The following is a 12,773-nucleotide window of genomic DNA, read 5'->3' on the forward strand; positions in this document are numbered from 1 at the left end:
GGCGGAAAACCCCCTCAGTCGCTTCGCGACAGCTCCCCCAAAGGGGGAGCATCTCGCCCCCCTACCCCGCCGACCGCAGCGCGACGCCTTCGCCGCGCTCGGCGGCCAGGTAGGCGGTCACCGCCTCGGCCGGCATCGGCCGGGCGAACAGGAAGCCCTGCACCACGCGGCAGCCCAGCGGCTGCAGCAGCACCAGCTGTTCGGGCGCCTCGACGCCCTCGACCACGCAGTCGAGGCCCAGGTTGCGGCACAGGTCCAGGATGGTCTTGACGATGGCCCGGCGCTTGTCGGCCGCCTGCAGGCCGCGCATGAAGCTGCCGTCGATCTTCAGCTTGTCGATCGGCAGGCGGTGCACGTAGCTGAGGCTGGAATAGCCGGCCCCGAAGTCGTCCAGCGCGATGCGCACGCCCAGCGCCTTCAGGCTGGCCAGCGAGCGCGCGGCCTGGTCGAAGTCGCGCATCACCGCCGTCTCGGTGATCTCCAGGTCGATGCGCTCGGGGACGACGCCGCTGCCTTCGATGATCGCCACGATGCGGGCGATCTGCTCGGGCGAGGCGATGTCGCGGACCGACAGGTTGAACGACAGCCGCACGTCGTCCGGCCAGGTCGCGGCCGTCTTCAGCGCCCAGGACAGCAGCACCGGCGACATCGCCGCGATCAGGCCCGAACGCTCGGCCACCGGCACGAAATCGCCGGGCGAGACCACGCCCAGGGTCGGGCTGGTCCAGCGGGCCAGGGCCTCGAAGCCGACGGTGCGCTCGCTCTTGATGTCGACCAGGGGCTGGAAGGCCAGGTGGAACTCGGCCTCCATGTCGGCGTGGCGCAGGGCCTGCTCGATCAGGCCCGAGGCCTTGATGGCCGTCTCGTGTTCGGCCGAGAACACCACCGCCGCGCCGCGCACGTTCTGCTTGGCATGATAGAGGGCGTAGTCGGCCCGCTCGTAGAGCAGTTCGGGCGCGGCCGCCGCCTGCGGATAGACCGCAAAGCCCACCGAGCCCGAGACCTGGGCCGTGACGCCGGGCATGCAGTAGGGTTCGCGCAGGGCCGCGCAGAGGTCCGCGCCCAGGCGCTGCAGGGCTTCGGCGTCGAGGTCGGCCTCGATGATCAGGCCGTACTCGTCGCCGCCCAGCCGGGCCACGAACAACGGCTGGCCATGATCGCGGCTCAGCCGGTCGCCGGCCTCGATCAGCACCTTGTCGCCCACCGCGTGGCCATAGGCGTCGTTGACCGGCTTGAAGCCGTCCAGGTCGATGACCCCGACGGCGAACCGCGCGCCCGAGGCCGCGGCCTCGTCGGTCACCCGCTGCAGGCGGGCGAAGAACTGGCGACGATTGGGCAGGCCCGTCAGCACATCCAGGTTGGCCAGGCGCAGATAGTCGTCGCTGAGGCTCTGGATCTCGGCCTGGCGCTCCTCGAGCCCCCGCCGGGATTCCACCAGCCGCGAGAAATCGCGATAGGCGATCAGCAGGATGACCAGCATGGTCACCGCCACCAGGGCCATGTTGAAGCCGATCGCGGCCAGAACCGGCTTGCCGCTGGCGATCAGGAAGACGGTGATCGGCCCCACGACGATGCCGGTCAGCAGGAAGGCCGCCGCCCGCATGTGCATCAGGCAGAACACGCAGCCGATCGCCGTGATGGCCATGTAGAACACGACGTGCGACTGGGCGAAGGCGTCGCCATAGGGGAACAGGCTGAACGCCCACAGCGTGAACCCCGCCCCCAGCGCGCCCGCGAACACCATGGTCTGGCGCAGCAGCCGCTCGGCGCCGGCCGTCTCGATGGCCGTCCGCCGCGCCCGCCACCAGATCACCAGCCGCGCCATGCTGACCACCGCCAGCAGGCCCGGAAAGCCCAGGGTCAGCACCGGCGGCGAGTTGTGCAGGTGGGTCGCCGACAGGGCGATCGTGTTGACCAGCACCAGCGCGTACATCATCGGCACCTGGCGCGAGAAGGCGCGCACCTGGGCGCGCAGCAACTCGGGGGTCGACGGGACGGGTCTGGGCCAGGGGAATCGGATCATCGAACGGTCGCGTTAATTGTCGCTCCGTCGTGCGCCCCGCATCTTTAAGGCTTGATGATCAGCCACTTGCGCCCGGTGTGGCGCGATGCCGCAGCCGGCAAACATTCAGATCCCAGCCACCTTCACCGATCTTCCCCGCGAAGGCGGGGATCCAAGCTGCCTCGCAGGATTGGCCGAGGCGGTGAACCACCCGCAGACTCGGCTTGGGTCCCCGCCTTCGCGGGGAAAACGGGTGCGAGGCGGCGGACCGCCTGCCTACAGCCGCCGGTAACCCGCCACCCGCCTCGCCCAGACGGCGTGATCGTCGATCGCCGCACGGTCCGGCAGGGTGGGAACCAGAGACTCGGCCTCCAGCAGCCAGCGGTTGGCGTCGGCGTAGCGCTCGGCGCGGCCGAAGCGCACCACGTCGTCGACCATGGCCCGCAGCAGCACGGTGGCCGCCAGCGGATAGCGGTGCTCCAGCAGGCGCGCGGCCGGCTCCAGCACCTCGGGGCGGTCGCCGTGCAGCGCCGGACCGCGCTCCATCACCAGCCGGGCCGCCTCGACCGCCGAAGGCCAGGCGGTCAGGAAGGCCAGGGCCTTGTAGGGGTCGGGATAGGTCTGGGCGTAGGCCAGGGCCTGCTCCTCGGCCTCGACGTCCTCGAAGTCGGGCAGGCCCTTGAGGAAGGCGCGCAAGGCCTCGACCGACAGGGTCGCCTTGAAGCTGGCCCAGCGCACGGCCTGGGCCTCCAGCGTCTCGCCGGCGGCTTCGAGGGCGGCGATGCGGGCCTCGTTCCAGGTGACAGCGCCGGGATCGGCCTGCTCGGCCAGGCTGGGCCCAGGCGCGGCGCGGTCGAGGGCGGCCAGGGCCTCGGCCACCCGCCCCACGGCGAGATAGCGGCGGGCGATCTGGGCCCCGATCGGCGGCAGCACCTGCTGGGAGGCGGTGAACAGGGCCGCGAAGCCCTCGACGTCGCCCTCCAGGTCGGCCAGCACCTGGGCGGCCGCCCGCAGGCGCGGATCGGGACGCCGCTGGGCCGCCAGGCGCTCGCGCACCTTGCCCCGCAGCACGGCCACGGCGTCGTCGGCCAGGGCGGGGGCCGCCGCGCGCAGCAGGTCGACCGACAGCTTGGTCGAGGCCTCGCTGACGAAGGCCAGCAGCGCATCGGCCAGATAGCGGCTGTCCAGCGTCAGGGCCTTGGGCGACAGGCGGGCGACGTCGGCCACGGCCTGGTCGAACACGGCCTGCAGCTCGCCCTTCGGATCCTTGATCCGGCCTTCCAGGTCTTCGGACACCCGCACCAGCCGCACCAGCACCGGCACGGCGATGTTGGGGTCCAGCTCGCCCAGCCTGCCGCCGGCGGCGGCCCGGTGAGCGTCGAGGTCGCGGACGAAATCCTTGAACTTGCGCCAGTTGATGCGCGCGCCGCTGCCGGCGATGGCGTCGATGCGCTTGTCGATCTCGGCGGCCAGGTCGGCCGCCCCCACCTCGCCCAGCAGGGCCAGCTTCAGGCGGCGCTTGATCGAGGCATGGCCGTCGGCGACCTCGATCAGCAGCGCCGCCAGGGCGTCGGGCCCCAGGTGCGCGAGATTGGCCGCGTTGACCGACTTGCGCGGCGCGGCCTTCTTGACGGCTTTCGGCTTGGGTTCGGCCAACCGCCCTCTCCTAGTGCGCCGCCTTCTTGCGCGGAATGAAGTGCAGCACGCCGGCGATCACGCCGCCGACGATCAGGCCGACGATGGCCGAGCCGATCGCGGTGGCCAGCCAGCCGGTGACCGCGCCGACGCCCGGAACCTGGGCGGCCACGTGCGAGGCGCCCTCCACCCAGGCCGGGATCGGCGTCAGGTGGAAGTGGTGCAGGCCGTGCACGATGATGCCGCCGCCGACCCACAGCATGGCCGCGGTGCCGATATAGGCCAGGCTGCTCATCGCCACCGGCATGGCCTTGACCAGGCCGCGGCCGAACTTCTGGGTCGGGGCGCGCGGGCTCTTGGCCATATGCAGGCCGATGTCGTCCATCTTCACGATCAGCGCGACGACGCCATAGACCAGGATGGTGATCACCACCCCGACCAGGGCCAGGGCGGCGGCCTGGATCGGCAGCGACATGTCGCTGACGTCGGCCAGGGCGATGGCCATGATCTCGGCCGACAGGATCAGGTCGGTGCGGATGGCGCCGGCGACCTTCTGCTTTTCCAGTTCCGGACCGCTGAGCGCCAGGTCCTCGGTCTCGACCTCGTCGCCGTGCGGGACGAACATCTCGATGATCTTCTCGGTCGCCTCGAAGGCCAGGTAGGCGCCGCCCAGCATCAGGATCGGCGTCACCGCCCACGGCGCAAACGCGCTGAGCAGCAGCGCGCCGGGCAGCAGGAACAGAAGCTTGTTGCGCAGCGACCCGACGGCGATCTTGGCCACGATCGGCAGCTCGCGGTCTGGCGTGAAGCCCATGGCGTAGCCGGGGGTCACCGCGGCGTCGTCGACGACCACGCCCACGGCCTTGGTCCCCGCCTTGCCGGCGGCGGCGCCGATGTCGTCGACCGAGGCGGCGGCGATCTTGGCGATGCCGGCGACGTCATCCAGAAGCGCGACGAGACCCGAGGGCATGGAACGACCTTGCGTGGATTCGGCCGCCCCACGCGGCCGGGAAGAGCGCCCTGCGTAAGGGCTCGCCGCCTGCGGGTAAAGAGCACGAACGGCGATCGGGGGAGGAAGGCCCGCGCCTAGTCTCCGTTGCCTCGTCCGGCCCGTGGTGTTGCGACGCCCTGGTCGGATCGACATCCCCCGACGACCACCCCCAAATCCGTTCTTCCCCGCGAAAGCGGGGACCCAAGCGGGGTCTGCCGGCTGCTCACGGCCGCGCCTTCTATTGAAACGCAGCTTGGATCCCCGCCTTCGCGGGGACGCTCGGAACGGAGACAGCCGCAATTGCTCAATCTGGATCCCCCTAGTCCCGAAAGCCCGCGCGCTGGTCGAACCTCACCAGGATCCAGGCTCCCGCCAGCAAGGCCGCGACGCTCCACGCCAGCCCGCCCGGCCCGTGCTCGCGCAGGACCAGGCCGCCGATCACCCCGCCGCCCGCGATCGCCAGGTTCCAGACGGTGACGATCATCGACTGGGCGACATCGGTCGCATCCCCGGCGATCCGCGCCGAGGCCGTCTGGAACAGGGTGGCCGCGCCGCCGAACGCCGCGCCCCAGACGGCGATCGCCGCCAGCACCGGCCAGGGCCGCCCGCCGAACACGCCCAAAGCCAGCGCCGCCGCCGCGAACAGCGTGATGCTGGCCAGGGTCAGGGTCCGCAGGCGGCGATCGACCCGCGCCCCGACCAGCCAGATGCCGCCCAGCGCCACGACGCCGAACAGCAGCAGGGCCGCATCGACGCGCGCGCCCAGGCCCGCCGCCTGCAGCAGCGGCGCGACATAGGTGTAGAGCACGTTGTGGGCCTGCACGAACGCCAGGGTCACGGCCAGGATGGTCTTGAGCCCCGGCAGGGCGACGACGTCCCTCAAGGTCCGCCGGCGCGCGTCCGCCTGCCCCGGAAAGTCTGGAACGCCCAGGGCCATCCAGCCGACCAGCAGCAGGCTGAGGCCGCTCATGATCATGAACACCCCGCGCCAGCCGATCACCGAGCCCAGCAGGGTTCCCGCCGGAATGCCGATCGCCAGCGCCAACGGCGTGCCGACCATGGCCACGGCGATGGCCCGGCCGCGCAGGGCCTCCGGCGCCATGCGCCCGGCGTATCCGGCCAGCAGCGCCCAGACCAATCCTGCGAACACGCCCGAGCCGAAGCGCGCCGCCAGCGTCAGAACGTAGCTGTGCGACAGGGCCGTCACCGCGTTGGTGACCAGGAAGCCGCCGACCGCCAGCATCAGCAGCGGGCGTCGTCGCCAGGCCCGCGTGGCCGCCGTCAGGGGAATGGCCGCGACCAGCGAGCCCAGCGCATAGGCCGTCACCAGTTGGCCGGCCATGGCCTGCGACACCGCAAGATCCGCGCCGATGGCGGGCAGCAGTCCCGCGGGCAAGGCCTCGGTCAGGATGGTCAGGAACCCCGCGGTGGCCAGGGCCGAAAGGCTCCAGAGCGGCAATGCCGCCCCGGGCCTTTCCATCACCGCCTCGCTCACGCGGCCGGCTCGATGCGCGGCAGGATCAGGTCGGTGACGCGATAGGTGTGGAACTCGCTGGTCGAGACCTCGTCCAGCCGGCGGAACTTCTCGACGAACACGGGATCGGAGAAGAACTCGCCGACATTGCCCTCGTCGGCGATGGCCTCGATGTTCACCACCGTCAGGCCGTCGGTGCTCTTGGCCAGGTTGCTCCACAGGAAGCCCAGCTTGCCCGAGGCCAGGCGAACCACGTCCTGGATGATGGCGAAGGCCTCGTCCTGCAGGCCTGGCCGGGCATGGATGACGTTGACGATGAAGACGGTCGGCGTGGGCGCGGCGCTGAAGGCGGGCGTGATCATGATGGAAAGTCCGGATAGGCGGCCCGATCGGCCGCGCCCCGGACAGTGGCCGCGAGACAATCAGCGAAAAACAGGCCACACCTTCATTCAATTCGGACAAAAAAGTCCGCAATGGATCTCGCCATGGACAGCCTGGGCGCTCTCAACGTCTTCGTTCGGGTCACCGAAACCCGCAGCTTCACCGGCGCCGCCGGCCGCCTGGGCGTCTCGCCCTCGGCGGTGGGCAAGGCGATCGCGCGCCTGGAGGCCCAGCTTGGAACGCGCCTCTTTCATCGCAGCACACGGTCGGTGGCGCTGACCGCCGAGGGCGGCCTGCTGCTGGACCGCTGCCGGCGGATCTTCGCCGAGATCGACGCGCTGACGGGCGAGCTGTCGGCCTCGCAGGAAGCGCCGCGCGGCCGCCTGCGCGTCAGCTTCCCGCTGGTCGGCATGCTGCTGATGCCCACCCTGTCGGCGTTCATGCGGGCCTATCCCGAGATCGAGCTCGACCTGGATTTCACCGACCGCATCGTCGACGTCATCGAGGAGGGCTTCGACGCCGTCGTCCGCACGGGCGAGGTCTCCGATTCCCGCCTGATGACGCGCTCGCTCGGCGCGTTCGAACATCGCGTGGTGGGCTCGCCCGCCTATTTCGAACGTCACGGAACGCCCCGCTCGCCCGAGGACCTGGCGGGCCACGCCTGCCTGCAGCACCGCTATCCCTCGACCGGCAAGCTGGAGCGCTGGCCGCTCTATCGCGACGAGGTCTTCGTCGGCGACGGCCTGCCCACGGCCGTGACGGCCAGCACGCTGGAGCCCCTGATCTACCTGGCCGAACAGGGCCAGGGCGTCACCTGCGTGCCGCTGTTCTCGGTGCGCGCGCAGCTGGCGTCGGGCGCCCTGGTCTGCGTCCTCGAGCCGTTCCTCAAGAGCGCGGGGATGTTCCGTGTCGTCTGGCCGTCCAACCGGCTGCTGACGCCCAAGGTGCGCGCCCTCGTCGACTTCCTGGCCGCCGAACTGATGATCGCCGCCTAGAAGCCGCCCAGCCGCTTGCGGTTGGCCCGCACCTTGGCGCGGTAGCGCTTCACCACCGCGCGGGTCGCCGCGTCGGGCGCCTGCGGCAGGCCGCCGGTCCAGAACCGCAGGCCGATGTCGGCGGCGGCGGCCACCTTCTCGGTGGTCATGCGCACCGCTTCGGCCTGGGCCCTGGCCCCGCCGCCGGCCAGCACCAAGGTTCGCAGGCCGATGACGGCCGAGGCCTCCATGCCCAGCGCCCAGGCGTCCAGCATCGTCGAGGGCCAGTCTTCCTTGCGGCGCGCCATGGCGGAACTCCCTTGCCTGCAAGGGGATCGCGCGAGGCCCTCGCCCGGTTCCGCGCCAAGGTGCGACACCGCGCAACTCGACGGAACAAAATAAGAACTATAGACTGTGCGGATGGCCGTTCTCGATATCCGCCGCAAGCTCGCCATCCTCGCCGACGCCGCCAAGTACGACGCTTCCTGCGCCTCCTCGGGGGGCGAAAAACGCGACTCGGTCGGCGGCAAGGGCGTCGGCTCCACCGAGGGCATGGGCATCTGCCACGCCTACGCGCCGGACGGACGCTGCATCAGCCTCCTGAAGATCCTGCTGACCAACTTCTGCATCTACGACTGCGCCTACTGCATCAACCGGGTGTCGTCGAACACGCCGCGCGCGCGCTTCTCGGTCAAGGAGGTCGTCGACCTCACCCTCAACTTCTACAAGCGCAACTACATCGAGGGCCTGTTCCTGTCGTCGGGCGTCATCCAGAGCGGCGACTACACGATGGAAGAGATGGTCCGCATCGCCAAAAGCCTGCGGCTGGACCACGATTTCCGGGGCTACATCCACCTCAAGCTCATCCCCGAGGCCTCGCCGGAGCTGGCCGCCGAGGCCGGGCTCTACGCCGACCGGGTGTCGATCAACATCGAGCTGCCCCGCGACGACAGCCTGAGGTCCCTGGCCCCCGAGAAGGACGTCGGCGACATCAAGCGGGCCATGGGCCGCATGCGCCTGGCCATCGACGAGCGCGCCGAGCCGGCCCGCAAGGCGCCGCGCAAGACCTTCGCCCGCAGCCAGTCGACCCAGCTGATCGTCGGCGCCGACGCGGCAAGCGACGGCGACATCCTGGCCCGCAGCGCCTCGCTGTACGGCGCCTATCGCCTCAGCCGCGTCTACTACTCGGCCTTCAGCCCGATCCCGGACGCCAGCCGCCGCCTGCCGTCGGCCCGGCCGCCGCTGCTGCGCGAACACCGCCTCTACCAGGCCGACTGGCTGATGCGGTTCTACGGCTTCGCCCAGCCCGAGATCATCGGCGAAGGCGAGGATCTGGACCTGTCGGTCGATCCCAAGACCGCCTGGGCCCTGCGAAACCGCGACAGGTTCCCCGTCGACGTCAACGCCGCCGACCGCGAGACCCTGCTGCGCGTGCCGGGCCTGGGCGCCAAGGCGGTCGACCGCATCCTAGCGGCCCGCCGGCAGGCGCGGCTGACGATCGACGACCTCAAGCGCGTGGGCGCCGTGGTCAATCGCGCCAGAAACTTCGTCGTCGCCGAAGGCTGGACGCCCGGCGCGGCGACCGACGGCCAGCACCTGAAGGCCCACCTGGTCGAACAGGCCCAGCTGAGCCTGTTCTGATGCGGGTGGTGCGGCTTGCCTCCGAGATCGACTTCGACGGCTGGCGGGCGGCCGCCCGGCGGCTGCGCGCCGAGGGCGTCGCGCCCGATGCGGTGCTCTGGACGGTCGAGGCCGACCTTTTCGAAGCCGCGCCGGTCGAGACCTCCTCCCCCGCCGGCGCCTTCACCGTGCCGCCGGCCTTCGTCGACCTCGCCCGGTCGGTGGTCCTGCACCGTTCCGGCGAGCGCTTTTCCCTGCTCTATCGGCTGCTGTGGCGGCTGGAGCGCGAGCCGCGGCTGATCGAGAACCCCGCCGACCCCGACATGGCCCGGGCGCGCGACATGCAGAAGGCCGTGGCGCGCGCGATCCACAAGATGCACGCCTTCGTGCGCTTTCGCCTGGTGGAGGCCGATCCCGAAACCTACGCCGCCTGGTTCGAGCCGGCCCACCGCGTCACCGAAGCCGCCGCGCCGTTCTTCGCCCGCCGCTTCACCAACATGACCTGGACGATCCTGACCCCCGACGCCTGCGTGGCCTGGGACGGCCAGACGCTGAAGATCTCCGAAGGCGCCGATCCCGCCGACGCGCCGTCCGAGGACGCCCAGGAAGAGCTCTGGCGCACCTACTACGCCTCGATCTTCAACCCCGCGCGGCTGAACGAGCGGATGATGCGCCAGGAGATGCCCAAGCGGTACTGGCGCAACCTGCCCGAGGCGCGGCTCATTCCGGAGCTGGTCGAGACCGCCCAGGCGCGCGCCGCCGCCATGGTCGCCGCCACGCCCTCCCCGCCGCCCGACCGGGTGCTGAAGGCCGCCCTGCGCCACGCGCGCGACGGGGCCTACAACGGCGACCTGCCGACCAGCCTCGACGAGGTCGCCGCCGCCGCCCAGGTCTGCCGTCGGTGCGAACTGTGGCGCGACGCTACCCAGGCCGTGCCCGGACAAGGCGCGGCCCATGCCCCGCTGATGTTCGTCGGCGAGCAGCCCGGCGACCAGGAAGACCTGGCCGGCCTGCCCTTCGTCGGCCCCGCCGGCCAGGTGTTCGAGGCGGCGCTGAAAGAGGCTGGCGTGCCGCGCGATCGCACCTTCGTCACCAACGCGGTCAAGCATTTCAAGCACGAGCCGCGCGGCAAGCGGCGGATCCACAAGACCCCCGATCGCGGCGAGGTCACGGCCTGTCGCTGGTGGCTCGACGCCGAGCGGCGGCTGGTGCGCCCCCGCGTGATCGTCGCCCTGGGCGCGACGGCGGCCCTGGCGGTGACGGGCAAGGCTGCGCCGGTCGGCGAAAGCCGCGGCCGGCCGCTGCAACTGCCGGATCAAGGCGGCGGCCAGGCCCAGCTGGTCGTCACCTATCACCCCTCGTTCCTGCTGCGCCTGCCCGACGCCGACGCACGCGAACGGGCCCGCGCCGAATTCGTCGACGACCTGCGCCTTGCGGGCGAGCTTGCAAAACTGATCGACTGAAGCGAGCAAGGCCGCCCGCCTGGCGAGCGCCGCGCGCAAAAAATCTGCTCAAACTTTCGGCGTCGCTCTCCGCCGCGCAATCCCTTGCCCCGCCTCGTAATACTTGCGGCCGGAACCGGGCGCATAAGCCCTCCCCGCCGCCCGGGGCGCCGTTCGCCTCTTGCCACGACGGCGCTGCCGGGGTTGGTTCCCGGCCGGGGAAGAGGGCGATGACAGCAGACGACGAAGAGCGGCGCGCCTGGTTCCGGAGGGAGATCCTGCCCCTGGAGCCGAGGCTTCTGGCCTATGCGCGCAAGTTCTGCCGCGACGGCGAGACCGATCCGGAGGATCTGGTCCACGACGCCTTCACCCGCGTGATCGCCTGCAAGACCTGGCGCGAAATCACCAACCCGGCCGCCTTCGCCTCGCGCACCCTGCGCAACGTGGCCTTCGACGGCCTGCGCCGCCGCAAGGTGCTGACCATCACCGCCGTCGCCGACTTCGAGCTGATCGGCGGCATGGACGAGACCCCCGGCCCCGAGGCCACGCTGGTCTCGCGCGACGAACTTCGCCAGCTTCGCGAGGCGATATCGGAACTGCCGACACAATGTCGGCGTGTATTCACCCTGAGGAAAGTCTATAGCCTTTCACCGGGCGAGATAGCGGTCCGCATGGGCTTGTCCGTCTCAACAGTCGAGAAGCACCTGATCAAGGGGCTTCGCTATTGTTCCGAAAAGCTGGGCCGCGCGGGCGCGACCCAACCAGTGCGTATCGACGAAGGGCGTTCATGGGCCGGGAAGCGGGATCGCGACGCGAAGCGGTAAGAGCGGCCGCCGCCGAATGGGCGGTGCGGCTGTCCGATCCCGCCTGCGCGTCTGACGTGCGCGCGGCCTTCGAGGCCTGGCGCGCCGAAAGCTTCGAGCACGAGGCCGCGTTCGAGCGCGAGCACGCCGCCTGGGAGCGGACCGAGCGCCTGCGCGCCTTCAAGCCGGGCGGCCTGGCCTCGGGCGCCAAGCCCGACGCCGATCTCCTCGCGCCGGAAGACGCGCCCCGCCGCGCCTTCGACCGCCGCTCGCCCTGGACGATGATGGCCGCGCTGGCCGCCGTCACCGGCGTGGTCGGGACCGGCGTGATGACCGCCACCGCCTCGACCGCCTACGCCACCGACATCGGCGAGCGCCGCGTCGTGGTGCTGGCCGACAACAGCCGCATCGAGCTCAACACCGACAGCAAGGTCGTGGTGCGTTATCGCGGCGGCGTGCGCGAGGTGAAGCTGGTCAAGGGCGAGGCCCTGTTCGAGGCCGCCGCCGACGCGCGCCCCTTCGTGGTCAAGGCCCGCGACGCCCGCATCGCCACCACCGGCGGCGAGCTTTCCGTCCGCCTGGGCGCCGAGAACGCCGCCGTCACCGTGCGCCGCGGCGCGGCTCAGGTCGAACCCGACGGCGACGGCCCGGCCAGGGAGACCAAGGTCGCGGCCGGAACGGCCATGGTCTACGGCCCGGGCGGCAGCCACGCCCAGCCGCTGTCCGACGCCGAGATCGACCGGGCCCTGGCCTGGCGCCAGGGCGCCATCGCGCTGAACGGCCAGTCGCTGAGCCAGGCCGTGGCCGAGTTCAACCGCTACAACCGCCGCAAGGTGCGCATCGCCGATCCGTCGATCGCCGACCTGCGCCTGGCCGGCTACTTCCAGAGCACCGAACCCATGGCCTTCGTCACCGCCGTGACCCACACCTTCCCGGTGCGCGTCAGCGAAGGCGAGGACGGCGTGATCCGCCTGGCGCGCAAGGGGTAGGCGAGGATCCTCTCCCTCTGGGGAAGGTATCGCCGAGGGCGACGGAGGGGGCACGTTTTGAGCTTCATGGATGCTTGGGATCGCCCCCCAAAAAACCCTCTCCCGGAGGGGAGAGGGAGGGGCCCAGGCGATAGCCTGGGAGGGTGAGGGGTTACGCCGCTGGCCGGCGTGCCGGCGCGCCGTCGACCGTCCCTAACCCCTCATCCGACCTGCTTCGCAGGCTGCCTTCTCCCTCCAGGGAGAAGGAACAGGAGCCGGACGGGGATAGAGCAGCGTGGATCCCCGACGTTCGTCGAAAAATCCCAAGCCAATCCAACGCTCTACAACTTTCTCAGCCAATTCAATCAGACGCGCTGAAACCCGGGCCATAATCAAAGCCGTCCCCGCCATGGGGAGGGCTCTTGGTACCGGCCCAAGCGTGGCGAGGACCGCATCGAGCGGGGCCGCAAGAAGGTCTCGGGA

General features: G+C 70.8%; 11 protein-coding genes. 5 read left to right on the forward strand and 6 right to left on the reverse strand.

The genetic code is table 11. The annotated features are described in order from the left end of the window. Positions 1-61: 61 nt before the first annotated feature. The 5 genes from AC1DCG_RS23925 to AC1DCG_RS23945 form a co-directional block, all read right to left on the reverse strand. On the reverse strand, positions 62-2,023 hold the full coding sequence (locus AC1DCG_RS23925; protein WP_477037207.1) for a putative bifunctional diguanylate cyclase/phosphodiesterase: 1,962 nt from the start codon (positions 2,021-2,023) through the stop codon (positions 62-64). Positions 2,024-2,278: 255 nt separating this feature from the next. Continuing rightward, the gene (locus AC1DCG_RS23930; RefSeq protein ID WP_477030666.1) at positions 2,279-3,658 is read right to left on the reverse strand and encodes a DUF6880 family protein; all 1,380 of its coding nucleotides are present in this window, start codon (positions 3,656-3,658) and stop codon (positions 2,279-2,281) included. A 10-nt stretch (positions 3,659-3,668) separates the two neighbouring features. Continuing rightward, positions 3,669-4,607 (reverse strand): DUF808 domain-containing protein, encoded by a 939-nt coding sequence (locus AC1DCG_RS23935; RefSeq protein ID WP_477037208.1) that lies wholly within the window; start codon positions 4,605-4,607, stop codon positions 3,669-3,671. A gap of 340 nt (positions 4,608-4,947) precedes the next feature. After that, positions 4,948-6,108 carry an MFS transporter gene (locus AC1DCG_RS23940; RefSeq protein ID WP_477030664.1) on the reverse strand — a complete coding sequence of 387 codons (1,161 nt, stop codon included), beginning with the start codon at positions 6,106-6,108 and terminating at the stop codon, positions 4,948-4,950. An 11-nt stretch (positions 6,109-6,119) separates the two neighbouring features. Further along, entirely contained in the window at positions 6,120-6,464 is a 345-nt protein-coding gene (locus tag AC1DCG_RS23945; RefSeq protein WP_477030663.1) for an antibiotic biosynthesis monooxygenase, read from the reverse strand. A gap of 111 nt (positions 6,465-6,575) precedes the next feature. On the opposite strand from AC1DCG_RS23945, the gene AC1DCG_RS23950 reads away from it, so the two are divergent. After that, the gene (locus tag AC1DCG_RS23950; protein WP_477030662.1) at positions 6,576-7,478 is read left to right on the forward strand and encodes a LysR family transcriptional regulator; all 903 of its coding nucleotides are present in this window, start codon (positions 6,576-6,578) and stop codon (positions 7,476-7,478) included. On the opposite strand, the gene AC1DCG_RS23955 is transcribed toward AC1DCG_RS23950, so the two are convergent. Beyond that, the gene (locus AC1DCG_RS23955) at positions 7,475-7,765 is read right to left on the reverse strand and encodes a hypothetical protein (RefSeq protein ID WP_477037209.1); all 291 of its coding nucleotides are present in this window, start codon (positions 7,763-7,765) and stop codon (positions 7,475-7,477) included. The genes AC1DCG_RS23950 and AC1DCG_RS23955 overlap by 4 nt on opposite strands. A gap of 112 nt (positions 7,766-7,877) precedes the next feature. Here AC1DCG_RS23955 and AC1DCG_RS23960 point away from each other — a divergent pair, with 112 nt between their 5' ends. The 4 genes from AC1DCG_RS23960 (at position 7,878) to AC1DCG_RS23975 (ending at position 12,311) form a co-directional block, all read left to right on the forward strand. After that, on the forward strand, positions 7,878-9,098 hold the full coding sequence (locus tag AC1DCG_RS23960) for a putative DNA modification/repair radical SAM protein (RefSeq protein WP_477037210.1): 1,221 nt from the start codon (positions 7,878-7,880) through the stop codon (positions 9,096-9,098). After that, positions 9,098-10,540 (forward strand): UdgX family uracil-DNA binding protein, encoded by a 1,443-nt coding sequence (locus AC1DCG_RS23965; RefSeq protein ID WP_477037211.1) that lies wholly within the window; start codon positions 9,098-9,100, stop codon positions 10,538-10,540. The genes AC1DCG_RS23960 and AC1DCG_RS23965 overlap by 1 nt, the downstream gene beginning before the upstream one ends. Positions 10,541-10,749: 209 nt before the next feature. Then, entirely contained in the window at positions 10,750-11,343 is a 594-nt protein-coding gene (locus tag AC1DCG_RS23970) for an RNA polymerase sigma factor (RefSeq protein WP_101717667.1), read from the forward strand. Then, positions 11,307-12,311 (forward strand): FecR family protein, encoded by a 1,005-nt coding sequence (locus AC1DCG_RS23975; RefSeq protein WP_477030658.1) that lies wholly within the window; start codon positions 11,307-11,309, stop codon positions 12,309-12,311. Before AC1DCG_RS23970 ends, AC1DCG_RS23975 begins: the two co-directional genes overlap by 37 nt. Positions 12,312-12,773: the final 462 nt, after the last annotated feature.

This window comes from Caulobacter sp. 10L414, assembly GCF_056395525.1.

Coding starts and splice junctions, on each gene's coding strand:
- AC1DCG_RS23945 (WP_477030663.1), bottom strand. CDS start 6,464: ATGATCACGCCCGCCTTCAGCGCCGCGCCCACGCCGACCGTCTTCATC.
- AC1DCG_RS23970 (WP_101717667.1), top strand. CDS start 10,750: ATGACAGCAGACGACGAAGAGCGGCGCGCCTGGTTCCGGAGGGAGATC.
- AC1DCG_RS23935 (WP_477037208.1), bottom strand. CDS start 4,607: ATGCCCTCGGGTCTCGTCGCGCTTCTGGATGACGTCGCCGGCATCGCC.
- AC1DCG_RS23940 (WP_477030664.1), bottom strand. CDS start 6,108: ATGGAAAGGCCCGGGGCGGCATTGCCGCTCTGGAGCCTTTCGGCCCTG.
- AC1DCG_RS23955 (WP_477037209.1), bottom strand. CDS start 7,765: ATGGCGCGCCGCAAGGAAGACTGGCCCTCGACGATGCTGGACGCCTGG.
- AC1DCG_RS23960 (WP_477037210.1), top strand. CDS start 7,878: ATGGCCGTTCTCGATATCCGCCGCAAGCTCGCCATCCTCGCCGACGCC.
- AC1DCG_RS23965 (WP_477037211.1), top strand. CDS start 9,098: ATGCGGGTGGTGCGGCTTGCCTCCGAGATCGACTTCGACGGCTGGCGG.
- AC1DCG_RS23975 (WP_477030658.1), top strand. CDS start 11,307: ATGGGCCGGGAAGCGGGATCGCGACGCGAAGCGGTAAGAGCGGCCGCC.
- AC1DCG_RS23950 (WP_477030662.1), top strand. CDS start 6,576: ATGGATCTCGCCATGGACAGCCTGGGCGCTCTCAACGTCTTCGTTCGG.
- AC1DCG_RS23925 (WP_477037207.1), bottom strand. CDS start 2,023: ATGATCCGATTCCCCTGGCCCAGACCCGTCCCGTCGACCCCCGAGTTG.